This is a genomic window from Staphylococcus sp. GDX8P80P, from assembly GCF_017893095.1.
Taxonomy (GTDB): Bacteria; Bacillota; Bacilli; order Staphylococcales; family Staphylococcaceae; genus Staphylococcus; species Staphylococcus borealis.
The window spans coordinates 1-20,981 of the sequence record NZ_JAESMI010000150.1 but is presented as its reverse complement, the minus strand read 5'-3'; the positions used below and the strand labels follow the sequence as shown (position 1 = coordinate 20,981).

General features: G+C 33.6%; 17 protein-coding genes and 1 pseudogene. 1 reads left to right on the top strand and 17 read right to left on the bottom strand.

What is annotated here, in order from left to right; all coding sequences use genetic code 11:
* The 5 genes and pseudogenes from KA858_RS11665 to hflX all read right to left on the bottom strand — a co-directional run.
* Positions 1-282 (bottom strand): annotated as a pseudogene (locus KA858_RS11665) (minor capsid protein); the annotation flags it as partial.
* Positions 283-404: 122 nt separating this feature from the next.
* A complete protein-coding gene (gene glnA / locus KA858_RS11660; protein ID WP_210135773.1) occupies positions 405-1,745 on the bottom strand; it encodes a type I glutamate--ammonia ligase in 1,341 nt (446 codons plus the stop codon).
* A gap of 20 nt (positions 1,746-1,765) precedes the next feature.
* A complete protein-coding gene (locus KA858_RS11655) occupies positions 1,766-2,131 on the bottom strand; it encodes a MerR family transcriptional regulator (protein WP_053029363.1) in 366 nt (121 codons plus the stop codon).
* Positions 2,132-2,516: 385 nt separating this feature from the next.
* Positions 2,517-3,755, bottom strand: a complete 1,239-nt coding sequence (locus KA858_RS11650) for a methionine gamma-lyase family protein (RefSeq protein WP_210135772.1) — start codon at positions 3,753-3,755, stop codon at positions 2,517-2,519.
* Positions 3,756-3,771: 16 nt separating this feature from the next.
* On the bottom strand, positions 3,772-5,001 hold the full coding sequence (gene hflX / locus KA858_RS11645; RefSeq protein WP_481906477.1) for a GTPase HflX: 1,230 nt from the start codon (positions 4,999-5,001) through the stop codon (positions 3,772-3,774).
* Between the two features lie 121 nt (positions 5,002-5,122).
* On the opposite strand from hflX, the gene KA858_RS11640 reads away from it, so the two are divergent.
* A complete protein-coding gene (locus KA858_RS11640; RefSeq protein WP_053029360.1) occupies positions 5,123-5,599 on the top strand; it encodes a glutathione peroxidase in 477 nt (158 codons plus the stop codon).
* 198 nt (positions 5,600-5,797) lie between these two features.
* Here the strand turns inward: KA858_RS11640 and hfq are convergent, their stop codons facing one another.
* The 12 genes from hfq to miaB form a co-directional block, all read right to left on the bottom strand.
* Positions 5,798-6,040: an RNA chaperone Hfq gene (hfq, locus tag KA858_RS11635; protein WP_053029359.1), complete on the bottom strand. Its 243-nt coding sequence runs from the start codon at positions 6,038-6,040 to the stop codon at positions 5,798-5,800.
* Positions 5,994-6,992: a tRNA (adenosine(37)-N6)-dimethylallyltransferase MiaA gene (gene miaA, locus KA858_RS11630; RefSeq protein ID WP_210135770.1), complete on the bottom strand. Its 999-nt coding sequence runs from the start codon at positions 6,990-6,992 to the stop codon at positions 5,994-5,996. Before miaA ends, hfq begins: the two co-directional genes overlap by 47 nt.
* Before the next feature lie 15 nt (positions 6,993-7,007).
* Complete coding sequence (locus tag KA858_RS11625; protein WP_053029357.1) at positions 7,008-7,931, bottom strand: alpha/beta fold hydrolase; 924 nt, start codon at positions 7,929-7,931, stop codon at positions 7,008-7,010.
* A gap of 458 nt (positions 7,932-8,389) precedes the next feature.
* Positions 8,390-10,063: a glycerol-3-phosphate dehydrogenase/oxidase gene (locus tag KA858_RS11620; RefSeq protein WP_210135769.1), complete on the bottom strand. Its 1,674-nt coding sequence runs from the start codon at positions 10,061-10,063 to the stop codon at positions 8,390-8,392.
* A 152-nt stretch (positions 10,064-10,215) separates the two neighbouring features.
* A complete protein-coding gene (glpK, locus tag KA858_RS11615; protein WP_053029355.1) occupies positions 10,216-11,715 on the bottom strand; it encodes a glycerol kinase GlpK in 1,500 nt (499 codons plus the stop codon).
* 116 nt (positions 11,716-11,831) lie between these two features.
* Positions 11,832-12,650 carry an MIP/aquaporin family protein gene (locus KA858_RS11610; RefSeq protein WP_053029354.1) on the bottom strand — a complete coding sequence of 273 codons (819 nt, stop codon included), beginning with the start codon at positions 12,648-12,650 and terminating at the stop codon, positions 11,832-11,834.
* A gap of 234 nt (positions 12,651-12,884) precedes the next feature.
* Positions 12,885-13,418 carry a glycerol-3-phosphate responsive antiterminator gene (locus KA858_RS11605; RefSeq protein WP_053029353.1) on the bottom strand — a complete coding sequence of 178 codons (534 nt, stop codon included), beginning with the start codon at positions 13,416-13,418 and terminating at the stop codon, positions 12,885-12,887.
* A 14-nt stretch (positions 13,419-13,432) separates the two neighbouring features.
* Positions 13,433-15,466 carry a DNA mismatch repair endonuclease MutL gene (gene mutL, locus KA858_RS11600; protein WP_210135768.1) on the bottom strand — a complete coding sequence of 678 codons (2,034 nt, stop codon included), beginning with the start codon at positions 15,464-15,466 and terminating at the stop codon, positions 13,433-13,435.
* A 12-nt stretch (positions 15,467-15,478) separates the two neighbouring features.
* On the bottom strand, positions 15,479-18,127 hold the full coding sequence (gene mutS, locus KA858_RS11595; RefSeq protein WP_210135767.1) for a DNA mismatch repair protein MutS: 2,649 nt from the start codon (positions 18,125-18,127) through the stop codon (positions 15,479-15,481).
* A gap of 258 nt (positions 18,128-18,385) precedes the next feature.
* Complete coding sequence (thiW, locus tag KA858_RS11590; protein ID WP_107629721.1) at positions 18,386-18,877, bottom strand: energy coupling factor transporter S component ThiW; 492 nt, start codon at positions 18,875-18,877, stop codon at positions 18,386-18,388.
* A 21-nt stretch (positions 18,878-18,898) separates the two neighbouring features.
* Complete coding sequence (locus KA858_RS11585; RefSeq protein ID WP_070855551.1) at positions 18,899-19,264, bottom strand: YlbF/YmcA family competence regulator; 366 nt, start codon at positions 19,262-19,264, stop codon at positions 18,899-18,901.
* Positions 19,265-20,809 carry a tRNA (N6-isopentenyl adenosine(37)-C2)-methylthiotransferase MiaB gene (gene miaB / locus KA858_RS11580; protein ID WP_107629722.1) on the bottom strand — a complete coding sequence of 515 codons (1,545 nt, stop codon included), beginning with the start codon at positions 20,807-20,809 and terminating at the stop codon, positions 19,265-19,267.
* Positions 20,810-20,981: the final 172 nt, after the last annotated feature.

The window sequence follows — 20,981 nt, the reverse complement described above, 5'->3', positions numbered from 1 at the left end:
AATTTTAGATGTTTTCTTGTCGATTTTTGCTACATATTTGTACTCTCCTTCTTCACCTAGTTCTTTTAAATAGGTTAGTTTTTGCGACTCTGCTTGTACTCTTGCTGATTCAGTAACTAATAGTCTACTAGCATTATAAGTAGTGGAATTTGTTTGCTTTTTAAACTCAGATACATACTCATTAGGATGTCTCCCTCTAAGTAATACATTGCTCGTCGTTTTTTCCACTTCTTTTTGAACTAAAGCCATATCTTGCCATAATCTAGTTGCCCAATAGTTGCCATTTTAGTATAAGAGAAAACTATTTTATCTATTAGTTGCCCACTTTTTATACAAAAAAGAAGCTAAGGCAAGATGCCTTAACTCCTTATACCACTAAGTCTTTCCCCGATTTGCTTAGCGAATTAATATTGTTTCATGTATTGATCGCGTTCCCATTCAGACACTTGAGTTCTGTAATAATCCCATTCAATTGATTTAGAGTTTATAAATTGATTGTAAATGTGATTACCTAACGCTTGTTTAACTGTGTCATTTTCACGCATAGCTTTTAAAGCAGTGTAAAGTGTTGAAGGTAAGTCTTGGATACCTACAGCTTCACGTTCTTCACGGTTCATTTCATAAATATTTTGGTTAACTGGTTCTGGAACTTTAGTTTTGTTCTTAATACCATCTAAACCAGCTTGTAGGATTGTTGCTAATGCCATGTAAGGGTTAGCAGCTGGGTCTACTGAACGTACTTCAATACGAGTTGATAAGCCTCTTGAAGATGGCACACGTACTAATGGTGAACGGTTTTTACCACTCCAAGCGATATAACAAGGTGCTTCGTAACCAGGAACTAAACGTTTATAAGAGTTTACTAATGGGTTACACACAGCTGTGAATCCACGTGCATTATTTAAGATACCTGCAGTAAAGTGATAAGCATCTTTAGTTAATTGCATTTCACCATTTGGATCGTAGAATGCATTTTCTTTACCTTTAAATAATGATACGTTAAAGTGCATGCCGCTTCCGTTAACACCGAATAATGGTTTTGGCATGAATGTTGCATGTAAGTTATGCTTACGTGCGATTGTTTTAACAACTAATTTAAATGTTTGGATATTATCACAAGCAGTAATCGCATCTGCATATTTAAAGTCAATTTCATGTTGTCCTGGCGCAACTTCGTGGTGACTTGCTTCGATATCGAATCCCATATCTTCAAGTTCTAATACGATGTCACGACGGCAATTTTCACCTAAGTCTGTTGGTGCTAAATCGAAATAACCACCATTATCATTTAGTTCTAATGTTGGTTCACCTTTTTCGTCTAATTTAAATAAGAAGAATTCAGGTTCAGGCCCTAAGTTGAAATCTGTATAGCCCATATCTTCCATTTCTTTTAACACACGTTTTAAGTTGTTACGTGGGTCACCAGCAAATGGTTCACCATCAGTCGTATATACATCACAAATTAAACGAGCTACTTTACCTTGACCAGCAGTCCAAGGGAAGATAACCCAAGTATCTAAATCTGGGCATAAATACATGTCAGATTCTTCGATACGTACGAAACCTTCGATTGATGAACCATCAAACATCATTTCGTTATCTAATACTTTTTCTAATTGGCTAACTGGTACTTCAACGTTTTTGATTGTACCTAAGATATCTGTAAATTGTAATCTTAAGTATCTAACGTTTTCTTCTTTTGCAAACTTACGAATATCGTCTTTACTAAATGTACGTTTAGGCATGGTAGAAATCCTCCAAAAATTTATTTAATAAACCGTGATAAATCGCCACGATTTATTGGCAAAGCTTCACCGTGTGGTTTCTGCGTTGCGTCAACAATCATTCTTTTTCTAATCTCTTGTTCATCTGATGTAAGATGCCCTTGATTATTAGTTATGATTTGCTTGATCCCTTTAAGGTTAAATCCTTTCTCAATCAAAGATTTAATTTCAAGAAGACGTTCTAAATCATTTAACGAAAATAATCGCTTGTTTCCTTCTGTACGCTCGGGCATGACAAGTTCATGTGTTTCATAGTAGCGGATTTGTCTTGCAGTGAGTTCTGTTAATTTACAAACAACACTCATAGAGAACACGGCCATATTACGTCTGATTTTATCGTTAGACATTCATAACCTCACCTCTACTTTTGAACTTGATATTAATTTAGCATAGTTTTAATCGCATTACAAAAATATGTTAGGTTTTCTTACATGTAAATTTTAAAACTAGATTTAATATTAATTTCAAGCACTTTTCAATAGGTATATAGACTTATTTATATAATATTTTTTCAGAAAAGAGGCTGTGATATAAATAATATAATGGTGCTACTTCGCAAATTCGCAGTAGCTGACTGAACTGAGAAGGCGCTTAAATCAAGCTTTTCTCAGTTCTAATCATCCTTGTGGGCGGGGGCCCCAACAAAGAGAATTTCATTAAGAAATTCCACAAGCAAAGCAAACTGGGAGCGGACGACGAATTTAAAAATTCTGTACCGCTCCCTTTAAGCATCTATATTAAGTTTTGTTCCTTCAAATTAGTAACTGCACGAGTAACAGCTAGTTTGACGTGTTCATAAGTTAATCCACCTTGAACATATGCTTCATATGGCGGTCTTATCGGTCCATCTGCTGACAATTCAATTGAAGACCCTTGAACAAAAGTACCAGCAGCCATGATCACATCATCTTCATAACCAGGCATATAGCTTGGTTCAGGACTGAAATGTGCATTGATCGGTGAAGCGTGTTGTATACTTTGGCAAAATGCTATCATTTGTTCTTTAGTATCAAATTGAACGGTCTGTATTAAATCCGTACGTTTGACATTATATTTAGGAACTGTTTGCATATTCATTTTTTCGAGAAGTAAGCTCGTAAATAAAGCCCCTTTCAAGCTTTGACTAACTACATGCGGTGCTAAGAAGAAGCCTTGATACATCTCTTGTAACGAATACAATGATGCGCCCGCCTCTTTACCAATACCAGGCGCTGTTAATCGATAGCCACAACGTTCGATTAAATCTTTACGTCCAGCGATATAACCACCTATCTTAGCTAGACCGCCACCTGGATTCTTAATTAATGAACCTGCTATCAAGTCTGCACCAACTTCAATAGGTTCACGTTCTTCGACAAATTCTCCGTAACAATTATCCACAAAGATTATAATATCAGGGTATCGTGCTTTAATAGCTAGAATTGCTGTTTCAATTTCTTTGATAGCGATGGAAGGTCTTTGGTCATAGCCTTTGGAACGTTGAATGGCTACTACTTTTGTCTTTTCTGATATTGCTTCGAGTGTGGACTGAATATCTATTTGACCCTCTTTCAAAGGAACTTCATTATATTCAATTCCATGTTCTTTCAAACTTTCAATACCATTACCATTTACACCAATCACTTCAAGTAACGTATCGTATGGACTTCCAGTAATATACAATAGTTCATCGCCGTATTTAAGTGTACTTTGCAGCGCTAAAGTAATCGCATGTGTGCCTGAAATTATTTGTGGTCGTACAATCGCATCTTCAGCTTTAAATGTGTGGGCATAGATATCTTCAAGATGATCCCGACCAAAATCATCATATCCATAGCCTGTACTCCCTACTAAATCACTTTCTGTAGCTTTAACGTAATGAAAGGCATTTAAAACTTTTTCTTGATTTAAATATGCAATTTCTTCTATTTGTTTAAAATATGGTGATAACGTTTCCTCTACGTCTTTAACCAATGATGAAATATCTGACATTCTTACATACTTCCTTTTATTGTTTTTTATATCCAGTAATCACATAATCCTCATTTTTAGGATCAAAATTCATTTCTTCAATTAGCGTATGCTGCTTTAAGAAATAAAGTCTATCTGCGTTTGTACTGGGAACCTTCTCTTCATAATAAGACAATGCGGCTTTCACATGCGCGATTAAAAACGCCTTAACCTTTGATTTATCCCCTTCAACTCGACTAGAGACAAAAATGGATGGTGATGCAGATACTGGACTATCATCACTGTCACTACATTGATCTTTCTTATTAAATATAACTGCTTGAGGTATGTGACTCATATCTAAATCATTAATTAATTGATTAACTGTATCATATTGAGAACGGTACTCTGAATGACTCGCATCTACGATATGTAATAATAAATCCGCACCTTTTGCTTCTTCTAACGTAGATTTAAAGGCAGCGATTAATGTTGTTGGTAATTTTTGAATAAATCCAACAGTATCTGAAATAATTAAATTAAATCCTTCATTAATTTGAATTTGACGTGTTTTAGGATCTAACGTCGCAAAGAGTAAATCTTTCTCAAATGTTTCTTCACCTGACAATACATTAAACCACGATGACTTACCTGCATTCGTATAACCAACGAGCGCAATTTGAAAGACTTGATTTTGTTCGCGTTTATTACGGTAACGTTCCCTGTGTTCGACTACAGTTTGTAATTGATGTTTAATTTCATTCATACGTGTACGAATGTGACGTCTATCCATTTCTAATTTCGTCTCACCAGGCCCTCGTGTACCTATGCCACCACCAAGTCTTGATAAGCTTTTACCATGCCCTTGAAGTCTTGGTAATAAATAATCTAATTGCGCTAACTCTACTTGCAATTTACCTTCACGACTACTTGCTCTCAATGCAAAAATTTCTAAAATCAACTGTGTTCTATCGATAATTTTTATGCCCAAATTATCATTTAATGTTTTTGATTGTGCAGTAGTTAACTCATCATTGGTCACTACGACATCTATATCATGGAACTCAATAAAAGCTTTTAATTCGTCAATTTTACCTTTACCAACGTAATACTTATGATCGACTTGTTCTCTATTTTGAGTGACCTGTCCTTTAACATCAAGCTGACAAGTTAATGATAAAGCTTTTAATTCTTCCATTGTTGAATCGAAATTAAATTCATTATCATTTTGAGCATGTACACCGACTAATACAGCAGTTTCCAACTTTTTCTTTGTCGCGTGTGTCATACGCTGTGTCACGTTATACATCTCCTTCTAATGTGTTTCTCAAATATTCTATCACAGTGTCTATTCAAAGACTATCTACTAAAATTATGTTACATTATTCTTATATCGAAAGGGTGATACTATGGAAAATATATATGACTTTGTGGTACAAAAATCTAATGGTGAAGATTATAAATTAGAAGAATACAAAGGCAAAGTAATGCTAATTGTTAACACTGCAAGTGAATGTGGTTTCACGCCACAATTTGAGGGTTTACAAGCATTGTATGAGAAATATAAAGACCAAGGTTTTGTTATTTTAGGTTTTCCATGTAATCAATTTGGTGGGCAAGAACCTGGTTCAGGTGCTGAAGCTAACCAAAATTGTAAAATTAACTATGGCGTAACATTCCCAATCCATGAAAAAGTAGACGTTAAAGGGGAAAATCAACATCCTTTATTCCGCTTCTTAACTGATGCAGCTAAAGGTATGTTAAGCGAAAAAATTAAATGGAACTTCACAAAATTTTTAGTTGATCGTGAAGGAAACGTTGTGAGTCGTTTCTCTCCTCAAAAGAAACCAGCTCAAATTGAAAAAGATATCGAAAAATTATTATAGATTAACATTTAATTAAACTACGATAAAAAGCTACATTATAGAGTTATCATTTCACTCTATAATGTAGCTTTTTATATTACAAACATTCCTCTATTTGTCAAAAGTGCTAAAATATGATGAGTTTATTACAAGTCACACTGTCATTAAGACCGTTGTCTACGCTCTTAAGAACTTGCAACGTTGCACTTTAATTACAACTTATTCTTCACTATTTACTGGTTCATTAGAATCTGTAACTTCAGTTTCCACAGTAAATGTGCTGATCGCATGTTTGTATATCAAATGTTGTTTACCTTGAGAAACTAAGCTGACAACATATTTGTCAAAGTCTTCAATAACACCTTTCATTTGAAAGCCGTTTAAAAAGAAAACTGTAACTTCTGTTTGTTGTGCTTTAAAGTTCTCTAGTGCTTGATCTTGGATGTTGTGGTTTGCAATCATGTTTAGAACTCCTTTTATTTATTTGGGTTGTAATCTCATCTAACATCATTTGAAGTGTCATTGTCTCTCTATCAAACCATTGAACATGTAATTTATTCTTGAACCATGTCATTTGTCGCTTAGCATATTGTCTTGAATGTTGTTTTAATGTTTCAACTGCTTGGTCTATTGATAACTCACCATTTACAACAGGTACCAGCTCTTTATATCCAATTGCTTGCATACTTTGAGTAGATTCATAACCCTGTTCTACTAGGTTCTTCACTTCATTAAATAATCCGTGGCCCAACATAATATCTACACGTTTATTTATTCTTGAATATAATGTTTTGCGCGACATTTCAATCCCTATTAATAATGTATCATAATTTTCTGTAAATTGTTGCACTTTCTTGCGAGAACTTATAAGTTTTTTTGTATTTAAGTAATATTCAATCGCTCTATACACCCTTTTTCTATTATTGGGATGTATATCTTGTGCTGATTGTGGATCAAATGTCGCCAAATAATCATGCACTTCTTGATTAGTCAATGGTTCTAATGCTTGCAATTTAGACTTGGTTTGCTTTTCAACTTCTTTTGAAACGGTCTCATCTTCGAATGGATAATCATAAATTAATGATTGAATATATAATCCCGTACCTCCAGCTATAATAGGAACCTTGCCCCTAGTAGTTATATCTTTAATCAAACTTTGTGCTTGTTGTTTGAAATCATATGCTGAAAATGAGTCATCTGGATTTAAAATATCAATCATATAATGGGGGATGCCATCCATTTCTTCATTCGTCACCTTAGCTGTACCTATATCCATTTGTTTATATACTTGCATTGAATCCCCACTAATGATTTCACCATTGATGCGTTTTGCTAATTCAATACTTAATTCTGTCTTACCAGACGCGGTTGGTCCGACTATAACCACTAAAAATGGTTTATTGACGTCGTTCAATCGTTATCCCTCACTTCAATTTTTCTTTATTACTTGTTTCTGAATCCAGTCAAACATATGCGTCCATATCATTTCCTTATCATCTTCAAATAAAATTTCATGTCTTCTATTCGCATAAAGTTGAACTGTTATATGGTTTATGCCTGCACGTTTGAATTTTTTTCCCAACTTCCGTATGCCTTTGCCATAGTCACCAAATGGATCCTCCTTACCAGAGATAAGTAGTATTGGTAACTGGGCGTTCATTTTTTTGAGTTGCTTATTATTAGCCGTACTTATCATATGTTTCACTGTTTGATAGATTAATTGGTTAGATACTAAGAAACCCGTATAATCATCGTTAACAAATTTGTTAATTTCATCACGCTTAGAGGATAGCCAATCGCTCTTTGTTTCAGGTTGATCTATTTTCTTATTAAATGATTTATAAACAAATTGATTCACCCACTCTAATCGGTTACGCTTTCCACAAATAAGTGTGATTAATTTTAATGCAATTATAGCTGGAATTCCTTTGTATTTAGGATATTGACCAGTACCTGTAAGTATTAAGCCTTGTGCAACATCTGGATATTTCTCTACGAACAAACGAGCAATAATTGAACCCATTGAATGTCCTAAAATGATATATGGAATATTGCTATCTGAACTATGGAGTGTTTGTGCTATTTCATAAGCATCTTGGGCTATGGTATGCATGTCATTGTAATGACCTCTTTCACTTTCATCTATATCGATACCGTGACCTCGATGATTGTGTCGTATCACATCGTATCCTTGATGCGTTAATGCCTGCACAAGTGATTCATAACGATCCATATGCTCAGCCATTCCGTGAAAGATATGAACGACACCAAATGTTGCTATCTTCGCTTTATCTACTTTAACTTCTATCATAGTGCCGTCTTCAACGGTAATTTTGAATGATTGTTGACTCACGCATATGCCTCCTTGCAAAAATAATTACTTAACCTTAATGTCCTATATTCCTTTAAATATACCTGTCATTCTTAATGTTATCAAATTGTTAGACTCATTTTAACAACTTCAATTGCATCTTTATAGGAGCAAGTCTGAATTCATCTTGAAATCGTTGTCCTACCCATCTTATTTTGTCTGTAAAATTACTCTATGTTAGTGACATTTTCCAATGAAATTCTCTTAGGTGAGATCTCTCCGCCAATAGTCTTACTTTTGGAACATTAAAGCGGGAGTAGAACAGAATTCTTTTTAAAATCGTTGTCCTACCCCCGCAAGGATGACTTGAACTGAGAAACCTTGATTTAAGTACGTGCTCAGTTCAGTCAGTTACTAAATATTCATATTTTTAATGACTTTGATGTTTCATTGAATACACGCATATATGTGTTGAATTCTCAAAACATCCATTTTAAATTTTATTTTAGAACCGCAAGTTGTTCATTGCCGTGTGTTGCTTCCTCAATCGCAATATTAATTTCTTTAGTAAATTCATTGCGTTGACTTTGAGTATAATTCAGTAATTTAGCAAGCTCTTCAACGACTGCATCTTTATATTGTTTTACTTGGTTAATATTGAAATACAATTTACCTGTTCTACGAATTAAGAAATCTGTTGGTTTATAAACCATTTCATTTTGAACGCTATATACTAATTCAACGTACATTTCTAGTGCTAAATTTAATGTTTTGTCTTGAGCTATTTGTGCAATGTTAAATAATTTATCAACGTTAGAACCATATTTAGAAGCTAAACGTTCAGCAACATCAGCTTGAAGACCAATTGCCTTACCTTCTTCAACTTTACGTGCTACGTAATTTTCAAAGTTTGCACTTCCGCCTACATCACCACCAGAAATCGGTGTATGTTTCGTTTTACAATCATCAAATGTTAATTTGTATTCTTGTTTTAAACGTTTTGCTAATAAATCGACAATTTCTAAAGCCATGTGACGGTAACCTGTTAATTTACCACCAGCAATTGTTAAAAGACCTGATTTACCTTCCCAAATTTCATCTTTACGTGAAATTTCAGAAGGATCTTTTCCATCTTCTAATATTAACGGTCTAACTCCAGCCCAAGTTGATTCGATATCTTCATCTTTTACATTTACGTCTGGGAACATATAGTTAATTGCATCAATAAGATAGTCTCTATCTTCTTGTGTTGTTAATGGTTTTGTTTTGTCATTATCATAGAACGTATCAGTTGTTCCGACATACGCTTTACCTTCACGTGGAATGGCAAAAATCATTCGTCCATCTTTTTCAGTATCGAAATAAACCGCTTGTCTTAACGGGAATTTAGATTGATCAATGACAACATGAACACCTTTAGTTAAACGTAGTTGTTTATTGTTACGCGTGTAATCTTTTTTACGAACTTCATCTACCCAAGGACCTGCAGCGTTTATAACTTTTTTAGCATTGATTTGGTACATTTCACCAGTTAATAAATCTTGAACTTCAATACCTCTCACTTTAGATTTTGCATCATAAATGAAATCTGTTGATTTCGTATGATTTAAAACTTCTGCACCATTTTCTTCGGCACGTTTCATAACTTCAATTGTTAAACGCGCATCATCAGTACGGTATTCAACATAATAACCGCCTCCTTTTAAACCATCTTTTTTCACTAATGGTTCTTTGTTTAATGTTTGTTTTTTACTCAACATTTTTTTACGTTCGTATTTTTTTACACCGGCTAAGCGATCGTATGCTGTTAAACCTAAGTTAGTTGTGAATTTACCGAAAGTACCACCTTTGTGCATTGGTAGTAACATCCATTCTGGTGTCGTTACGTGTGGACCATTTTCATAAACAATCGCACGTTCTTTACCAGTTTCAGCTACAACTTTGATTTGTGCTTGTTTTAAATATCTTAATCCACCATGAACTAATTTAGTAGAACGTGAACTTGTACCTTGCGCAAAATCTTGCATTTCTACTAATGCTACTTTCATACCACGTTGAGACGCATCTAACGCAATCCCTGCACCTGTGATACCGCCTCCGATGATTACAACATCATATTCTTCATTTTGTAAATTTTTCTTAATTACTTCTCTATTTAAAGTTGATAAAGCCATAAATATACCCCTCCGATATTTTATTTTTGTGAAAAAAGAGAGACCTATCCATACAGAATCAAACTGTATGAAACAGGTCTCTCAAATCTCGACTAATTTATTAACTTAATTTAATCATATCACACTTCAATAAACTAAGCCATGTTTAGAGATTAATCTTCTAATTTAAAGACCTGAGTAGCTTCAACTGCTTTTTTCCAACCTTTATATAACTTAGTTCTGTCTTCTTCAGACATCTGTGGTGTAAATTCTGTTTCTAATTGCCATCTATTTGCGATTTCATCTTTACTATCCCAGAAACCAACTGCTAATCCCGCTAAATAAGCAGCGCCTAATGCTGTAGTTTCTTGAATTTCTGGGCGCTCTACTGCAGTGTTAACAATATCTGCTTGGAATTGCATGATAAAGTTATTTTTAACTGCACCGCCATCAACACGTAAATTATTCACTTCAATTTTAGAATCTTTAGACATCGCTTCCATAACATCACGTGTTTGATAACATAATGATTCTAATGTTGCTCGAATGAAATGTTCTTTTTCAGTACCACGACTCAAACCGAAGATGGCACCTCTTGCTTCTGAATCCCAGTAAGGCGTACCTAATCCAACGAATGCTGGTACGAAATAAACATTATCAGTAGAGTCAACGCGTGTCGCATAGTTTTCAGATTGAGGCGCTGAATTTATAATTCTTAAACCATCACGTAGCCATTGGATTGCTGATCCTGAAACAAAGATAGAGCCTTCAAGTGCATAATTAACTTTACCATCTAAACCATACGCAATAGTAGTTAATAATCCACTTTCAGATTTAACTGGTTCTTCGCCAGTATTCATTAACATAAAGCCACCAGTACCATACGTATTTTTCACATCTCCACGTTCGAAACATGCTTGTCCAAATAGTGCAGCTTGTTGGTCACCAGCGATACCTGAAATCGGTACTTTTTGGCCAAAGAAATGATAGTCTCTTGTATGTGCGTAAATTTCACTAGATGGTTTAACTTCTGGTAACAATTGTTTAGGTACACTTAATAATTCAAGAAGTTCTTCATCCCATTTTAAATCATAAATATTATACATTAGTGTACGACTCGCATTTGAATAGTCTGTAATATGTGCTTCTCCACCAGACAATTTCCACACGAGCCAAGTATCAATTGTACCAAATAATAAGTCGCCATTTTCAGCTTTTTCTCTAGCGCCATCAACGTTATCAAGAATCCATTTAACCTTCGTTCCAGCAAAGTATGGGTCTAATAATAAACCTGTTTTATTACGGAACGTTTCTTCATGTCCTTGCTCTTTTAATTCATGACAGATTGCTTGTGTTTGACGAGATTGCCATACAATTGCATGATAGATTGGACGTCCTGTATTTTTATCCCAAATAACTGTCGTTTCACGTTGGTTTGTGATACCAATACCCTCAACTTGATCAGCGTTAATTTCATTTTCATTTAACACTTCTGCCATAACTGCTAATACTGAAGTCCAAATTTCATTAGCGTCATGTTCTACCCAACCTGATTTAGGGAAGTATTGTTTGAATTCTCTTTGTGCAACACCTTTGATGTCGCCTTCTTTATCAAATAAGATAGCTCTTGAACTTGTTGTTCCTTGGTCTATCGACATGATGTATTTTTCCATAAATTTTCTCCCTTTCTGCTATATGAATAAACAATTGTTAAAGAATTTAAATATTAAGGAAGTGTACTATAGTTATAGCACTTTTCCAAAAAATAATCATAAATGTAAGATGTTATTTAATAAATTGATTCAATATCATTTGATTTATTAGCTTTATTCAGTGCCAAACCAAGCACTAATGTAACGATAACTAGTAAAATACCAACTGCACAAATCAAATCAAATTGTCCTTTGTAGAAGACTTTATAAATAACTGCTCCTAACATGCCTCCTGCAATAGGCCCCAATACAGGTACTATAGCATAGCCCCAGTTAGAACCACCTTTACCAGCTATTGGTAGCATTGCATGTGCAATTCTTGGTCCTAAATCACGTGCAGGATTGATGGCATATCCAGTAGGACCACCTAAACTTAGTCCAATTGCAACGATTAAGGCACCAACGATAAGCGGATTTAATCCATCGGCAATTTTATTAACACCAATAAATAAAATACCTAAGCAAAGAATCGCTGTACCAATAATTTCACTCAAAAAGTTTGCAAAATAGTTCTTAATTGCTGGCGCTGTAGAAAATACACCTAACTTCGCACCTTTATCTTCTGTTGCTTTCCAATGTGGTAAATACATTAACCAAACGAGCACACCACCTACAATACCTCCAAGCATTTGACAGATTATGTAACCTGGTACTTGCGCCCAACTAAAACCGCCGTCCATCGCTAAAGCAATAGTCACCGCTGGATTTAAATGTGCTCCTGAAAATTTTCCAACTGCGTAAACACCCATTGATACAGCTAGTCCCCAACCTGCTGCAATAACGATCCAGTCAGAGTCCTGACCAGCGCTTCGCTTCAAATTAACGTTAGCACAAACGCCACCACCGAAAAGAATTAGAATAGCAGTACCTAAAAATTCTGCTAAATAAACATTCATGATGAATCCTCCTATAAGACAAAAAGATTCCTACAAAAGCGCTAATAAAGGCATTGCAGAAATCTCTTCGTCTCTTAATCTTAATCTTAATATTAACTTGTTTAAATCATACAGAAAGTTTGTAAGCGTTGTCAATACTTTCGTTGAAATTTTGTCACATTTAAGTAATTCTAAAAATTGATTGTTCTCATTTTTATAAAATTAAGAAAGAAGTTGGATTGATGGCGGTACGAATTACCATAATGCACGGTTACTGGTTGTAACGTAGCTCGCACCGCTATTAAGTGCCTGAGTTATTTCGCTTTCTTCATTAATCAAACCACCAGCAATGACTTTTGAAGCAGTTTCTTCATCAATGATTTTAACAACTTTATGCGCTATACCAGGTAATACTTCTACATAATCAGGCTCAACTTTCTTAATTAAGTTAATACTTCTACTTAAGGCTTGACTATCTATAATAAACACCCTGAAAATCGTTAACTTATTTAACGATTTAGCTTTTTGAATTACTTTAGATTTGGTAGAAACGATTCCTTTAGGACTATATGTTTGAATGATATATTCACAAGCATATTCATCGACAGCCATACCCTTAATTAAATCGATATGAATATAGGCTTCAATTTGATTCGCCTTTAGCAGCGCCATAACACTTTTCAAATGACCAATATGCATATCTAATAGCACACATATTTTATAATCTGTTTTTATTAATTTCTCTAAGTCTTTCATATTCCGTATCGCAGGTAAAACGTATTCTTTCATAAGCATTTTCCTCTCTACATGACGCGTTTAAATAGTTTTTCTAGTTCATAATTCGAGAAGTTGATGATAATAGGTCTGCCGTGCGGACATGTGAATGGATCTTCCGCTTCACGTAATTGATCAATCAAATCCGCCATCTCATTATTTTTTAAATAATGATTTGCCTTAATTGATTTCTTACAACTCATCATAATCGCAGCATCTTCACGCATTTTTTTTACACTTATTTTTTTATCATTTAATACCAATTCAACCATATCTTGAATAATTTCTTCCGCTTCCGCTTTTGGGAACCAAACAGGGTAACTATTCACGATATAATCGTGACCGCCAAAGTGCTCTAAATGAACGCCTACTTTGTCTAATTCTTCCTGATATTGGTCTATAATCATTTGTTCATCTTTTGAAAAGTGAAAGGTTAATGGTATCAACAAATCTTGGACTTCATTCGTCACTTCGCCAATTTTTTCTCTAAAATATTCATATTTAATACGTTCTTGAGCAGCATGCTGATCAATCATAAACATGCCGTTTTCATTTTGCGCAATAATATAAGTACCATGTACCTGGCCAACAACTTCCATATATGGAACACGTCGCGATGGTGTGTTACTTACCTTTCCTTTAATATCATTGCTATCTTGTGGTTGATATAGTGCTTGTTGATCTTTTGGTGCTATTTCATCACTCATATTGGCTTCTGATGCGCCTTTTGTTGCGTAATTTATATCCTGATTATCTGGGTTAGTCGTATCACTATCCATTTCATTCAAAATTTCTTTTTGAATTTGGAAGTAATCTTTGTCATCGGCGCGTTTATTATTGTGAACGATGCTTTCCGTACTTTCATTTATACTATCTTTATTATCTAGAGCATCGTACTCATAATTTGATTCATTTAAGTTATCGTCATTAGAATCACTAGATGTCTTATAGGTTGGAGTCGCAGTCTCTTGATTCAAATTCTGTTGACGTCTCTCAAAGTCTATTTTTTGTTGTTCAAATTGATTTAATACTTTATTTTTTTTAGGTCTTCTATCCAAATCATTTTGCGGAATTAAAATTCTATCCTTGAAAGCTTCTCGAATTTTCTCAACAATTAATTGATATAATTGTTCTTCTTTTGATAATCTGACTTCTAATTTAGTTGGATGAACATTCACATCTACGAGTATTGGATCCATTTCGATATTTAAGTAACAAATCGGATAACGTCCAATTGTAAGTAGTGTATGATACCCTTCAATTATTGCCTTATTAAGTACAAAGTTTTTAATATATCTGCCATTAATAAATATTGAGATATAATGCTTATTACTTCTTGAGTGCTCTGGTTTAGCTACGAAACCTTCTAAGTGATAATCACTCGTATCACCTTGAATATGTACTAAATCTTTTGCAACTTTTATACCATAGATTTCAGCCATAACTTCATTTGTTTTACCGGAACCGTTAGTTTTCAACAATGTTTTTCCATCTGATATTAAAGAAATACGTATATCGGGATGACTCATTGCCATACGATTGACGATATCTGTAATTTTACCTAACTCTGTATATAAACTTTTTATATATTTTAGGCGAGCTGGTGTATTGTAGAATAGTGATGCTACTGTGATGTCGGTACCTTTTTTAGCTTTAGCTGGTTTACGACTTAAAATTTCGCCATTTTCGGCATAGATTTCATGACCATTCTCACTATCTGTACACGTCTTAAGCGTAACTTTAGCTACTGAAGATATACTTGCTAATGCCTCACCACGAAAACCTAATGTTCTAATGTGAAATAAATCATCATCTGCATCTAACTTACTTGTTGCATGTCTATGAAATACTAAATCTAAGTCATCTTGTTCAATACCAGTACCATTATCTACGACTCTAATAGAAGAAATGCCTGATTGTTCTACTTCAATATTAATTTCAGTAGAATGTGCATCGATTGCATTTTCTAACAATTCTTTCACAACTGAGCTTGGACGCTCTACTACTTCACCAGCTGCTATTTTATTCGCAAGAGACGTTTGTAGTTCCTTAATTTTGCCCATTTTCCAACACCTCTATCTCAATTGATTTTGTAATTCACTTAGTTTAAGTAATGCTTCAATAGGTGTCATATTTGATATATTAAGTTTTTTAATCTCTTCCTCGATTTCACTTACTGTTGGTTCTGAATCGAATAGATTAAATGATGCTTGTTCAAATTCATTGCTTGGTGCATGATTGTCAGTTTGTGCTTTTTTATCGCTATCTTTTTTATTTTGTGTAGCGTTAATATCGTGGCTTTCGACTGACACCGATTCCTTAAGCACTGAATTACTAGTTTTTTCATAATCATTGGCGTTTTGATGTTGTTCGAAAGCATCTAAAATCACTTGCGCACGATTAATCACATCATCTGGTAAGTTAGCCAGTTTAGCTACTTGAATACCATAACTATCATCAACAGCCCCATCTTTTACTTTATGTAAGAAGATTAACTCTCCTTGATATTCATCAGCGGCAACGTGTACATTTTTAAGGCTTGGTAGTGCTTGATCTAATGTGGTTAATTCATGATAATGCGTTGAGAATAACGTTTTTGCATGAGACGTTTGAGCAACATACTCAATCATGGCTTGGGCTAGAGCTAAGCCATCATACGTCGAAGTACCTCTACCAATTTCATCGAAAATGATTAAACTATTTTCAGTCGCATATGTTAATGCTTTTTGTGCTTCTAACATCTCTACCATAAATGTACTTTTCCCTGATACTAAATCATCTGCAGCACCAATTCGAGTAAAGATTTGATCAAATATTGGCAATGTTGCCTTATCACAAGGAACATATGCCCCCATTTGAGCCATAATACTGATGATTGCAACCTGTCTCATGTAAGTTGATTTACCTGACATATTAGGACCAGTAATAAGATAAATAAAGTTGTCTTTGTCTAATTCACAATCATTAGGAACGTAGTCATTATAGTCCATTACACGTTCAACCACAGGGTGACGTGAGTTTTCTAATTTTAATGTTTTATTATCACTAAATTCAGGTCTAACATAGTTGTATTTTTGTGCAATTTCAGCAAAACTTTGCAAACAATCAAGTTCAGAAATAATTTTAGCCTGCTTTTGAAGTCTTTCCGTATAAGTTTTAATATGTTCTCTTAAACGAACAAAAAGTTGATACTCAAGTTCTACTGCTTTATCTTCAGCACCTAAAATAATATCTTCTTTTTCTTTTAACTCATCTGTTATAAAACGCTCAGCATTAGATAAAGTTTGCTTACGGTGATAACCATATTCATTCGGTTCAAATCCTTGTAAGTTTGCTCGTGTAATTTCTATAAAATAACCAAATACTTTGTTGTAGCTAATTTTAAGTGATTTAATTCCTGTTCGCTCTCGTTCTTTAGCTTGTAACTGTGCCAACCAATCTTTACCATTCTTAGAGGCCTCTAAGAATTCATCTAATTGTTTACTAAAGCCATGTTTAAACAGGCCACCATCTTTAATGGAAATAGGTGGTTCTTCAATTAAACTGTCTTCTAATACCTGTAATAAATCTTCTAATGGTTCAAGAGAACTAAATTGGTTTGTCGCAACATCATTCATACTTTCGAGAAGTGCTTTAATATTAGGAATCTCAGAAATTGAATGTTTAAGTTGAATTAAATCACGTGCATTGACGTTACCATAACTTACGCGGCCTACTAATCGTTCTATATCATAAACTTGATTTAAATAACCTCTTAACGTATCTCTTTCAATGAAGTGATTCATGAATGATTCAACTATATTTAGTCTCTCTTCTACTCTTTCTTTATTAATTAAAGGTCTGTCTATCCATTGCTTAAGTCGACGCGCCCCCATTGGTGTTTTCGTTTCATCCATTAACCATAAAAGCGTGCCTTTTTTAGATTTTAGTCTTATACTTTCAGTTAATTCTAAATTTCTCTTAGCGTAGTAATCCATCTTCATGAAATCAACTGCAGCATATGTGATTGCACTCTCTAAATGAGATAGATCTCTCTTTTGTGTATGATATACATAATCGAGTAATAATTGAGTAGCTTGATACGTATGATGATCAGTTAGTTGATTAACCTCATATGAAGCATCCGAAATTGATTCTCTAACAGTTATTGTTTCTGTTGTTAAATAGATTTGCTTTTTAAGACTTTCATTAATTTCTTGATTAACAACGATTTCGTTAGGATTTATAGTTACAATTTCATTTATTAAAGTATCTTCATCTTCAATTTGAGTAGCTTTTAATTCACCAGTTGAAATATCACAATAACTTAAGGCATAGTTACTATCTTGTTTAATAAAACTTAAAATATAGTTATTTTGGTTCTCATCCATACCACCTTGTTCCATTACTGTTCCAGGTGTTACTACTCTAACTACTTCACGTTTTACCATACCTTTCGTTTGCTTAGGATCTTCCATTTGTTCACATATTGCTACTTTGTAACCATTATTTATTAACGTTTCAATATAGCTATTCGCAGAGTGATAAGGTACGCCACACATAGGAATTGGGTTTTCTTTTTTAGCATCTCTTTTAGTCAATGTAATTTCTAATATTCTAGACGCTTCTTTTGCATCCTCAAAAAACATTTCATAAAAATCGCCTAATCTAAAGAATAATAAACAATCTTGATATTGCGATTTAATTTTCAAATATTGTTGCATCATCGGTGTCGTATTCGACATATTTTCACAACCTTACTATATTTTTCCGAATTATAACGTACTTTTAACTTATATATTTTAACATATGAAATGTTACAACGCTCGTGAGTTCATTTAATTAAACTTTATATACTATTGCAAAATTTATTTATCACAATGATCAATAAAAAAAGATTATCATAACAAAATTAAGAATATAGACATTTTTTAAACGTCTGCCTCTTTCTTTTGAAAATGATAATCTCAAATTAATTAAAACAACTCTTCATCCACAAAGTATTATTTTTTAAACTTATCCAGTAATCCTCGTTTTTTCAACATAAAAAGTAAGAAATAACTAATCGCAGCACCTATAAAACTTGAAATAATAAATGCTATCATTAATGGTTTAACAAAGAAATCTTGCATGCCTAAGAACCATGCCATTGGAATACATAACAAACTTCCTATAATACCAGTACCAATTACTTCACCAACAGCAGCCATAAAAATATGTTTCCTGTACATATAAAACACACTGGCTAAAAGTACACCAACCATACTTCCTGGAAATGCGAAAAAGCTACCAGTGCCAAACAAATTTCTTAAGATCGATGAGATGAGTGCTTGAGCTAAACCATACCATGGTCCCACAAATACTGCACATAATACATTGATAAAATGTTGCACAGGTGCTGCTTTTATAGGTCCCAATGGAATGATAATAAAACTACTTAACACAACGTTAGTGGCAATCAACAATGCTGTAAGTGTTAGTTTTCTGTTGTTCATAGTGCTTATCCCTTTCTTATATTATTCCTTATGTTCATCTTCATTATGTTCGTTTAAACGATCTTCCATAGTACTTATCATCAGTTGTAATAAATCATTCGCTTCATATTGTGCAGAGCGAAATTCCTCAACTATTGGTAATTCATTAATTTCATGTTCTAAAGCTTCAATCTCATCTTCTGATTGTTGATAGGCATGTTGTTTACCGTAATTTTGAAAATTAACTGACTGCTTTTGTTGTTTTTTTAAACGGTTCATTTTATTTTCAATATTACGATTGTCATGAATTTGTTTTTCTATATTTTGATATGATTTTATAAGGTCTAAATCTTTAATTTTATTTGTGAGTTGATCGGCTTGTTTTAAAATTTCATCCTTGCTATACATTTAATTGGTCACCATTTGTGCACTATGAAATTCTTTGAATGTACCATTTAATGAATATTGTTTTGTTTCATCAATTTCAACGTCTACTAATTTTCCGATTGCCTCACGTGGACCTTTAAAGTTTACTAATTTATTCTTCTCAGTATAACCGGCTAGAACCGTATCATCTTTCTTACTAACACCTTCACATAAGACAGTTACCGTGTGCCCTTCATATTGATTCATCGCTTTTTCAGAATAATGACCTACTTTTTTATTTAAACGTTGTAAGCGCTCTTTTTTCACATCTTCAGGTACATTATCTTTCATTTTAGCAGCTGGCGTACCATCTCTTTGAGAATATAGGTACGTATATGCATGTTCAAATTGGACCTCATCATATAATGACAGTGTTTCTTGGAATTGTTCTTCGGTTTCGTTAGGATATCCAACAATTATATCTGTCGTTAATGCTACATTCGGAATGGCATTTTTAATTCTATGTACCAAATCTAAATAACTTTCTCTCGTATATTTACGTCCCATAATTTTTAATACAGCATTATTTCCAGATTGCACAGGCAGATGGATATGTGGCACTATATTTCCACCTTGAGCTATAACTTCAATCATTCTATCCGTAAAGTCCCATGGATGACTTGTAGTAAAACGTACTCTTGGGATATCAATTTTAGAAATATCTTCTAATAAATCTCCTAATCCATAATCTAGATCCTTAATATCTTTACCATATGAATTCACATTCTGACCAAGTAAAGTGATTTCTTTATAACCATCTCGTGCTAAACCACGAACTTCGTCAATGATATCTTCTGGTCTACGACTACGTTCTTTTCCTCTAGTAAATGGCACAATGCAATATGTACAGAATTTATCACAACCATACATAATATTAACCCATGCTTTCGTACTGCCTTCACGAACTTTTGGTAGGTTTTCAATAATGTCGCCTTCTTTAGACCAAACTTCTACAACCATTGCTTTAGAAAGATATGCTTCTTCTAATATTTCTGGTAATTTATGGATATTGTGTGTACCAAAAATCATATCTACATTTTGATATGACTTAAGTATCTTATTTACGACTGACTCTTCTTGAGACATGCATCCACAAACACCGATTAATGCTTCAGGTCTATTCTTTTTTAAATGTTTTAGGTTACCAATTTCACTAAATACTTTATTCTCAGCATTTTCACGAATTGCACAAGTATTAATCAAAATAACATCCGCTTCATTTATATCATCTGTAGCTGTATAGTCTAAAGCTTGTAAAATCCCAGCCATTACTTCTGTATCGTGTGCATTCATTTGACAACCATATGTTTTAATTAAAAATGTACGCCCTTTTCCCATTCCTTGGTATTTGTCTTCTATATGAAAATCGCGATTATAATTAATATCTTGTTTACCTCGTTTACGTGCTTCTTTTAAACTAGGTGGTTGATAAATTTTTTCGAAGTATTTACTATAATCTTTTTCTACTTTCTTATCACGCTCATTTAAGATATTTATCGTACCAGCTTTTCTTTGTTCTTCATTCACTTTAAAAAATTCCTTTCTATATGCCCTAATATCATTAGTTCATTATATTAAAATTAATTATAAAGTGCAAAAAGAGTTAAAATAGTTAATAAATTTGTCATTTTAAACATACTAAGATTAGCTAAAAGAAAGAATAACAGTATATATGAAATATAATGTTAAAGATTTCAAT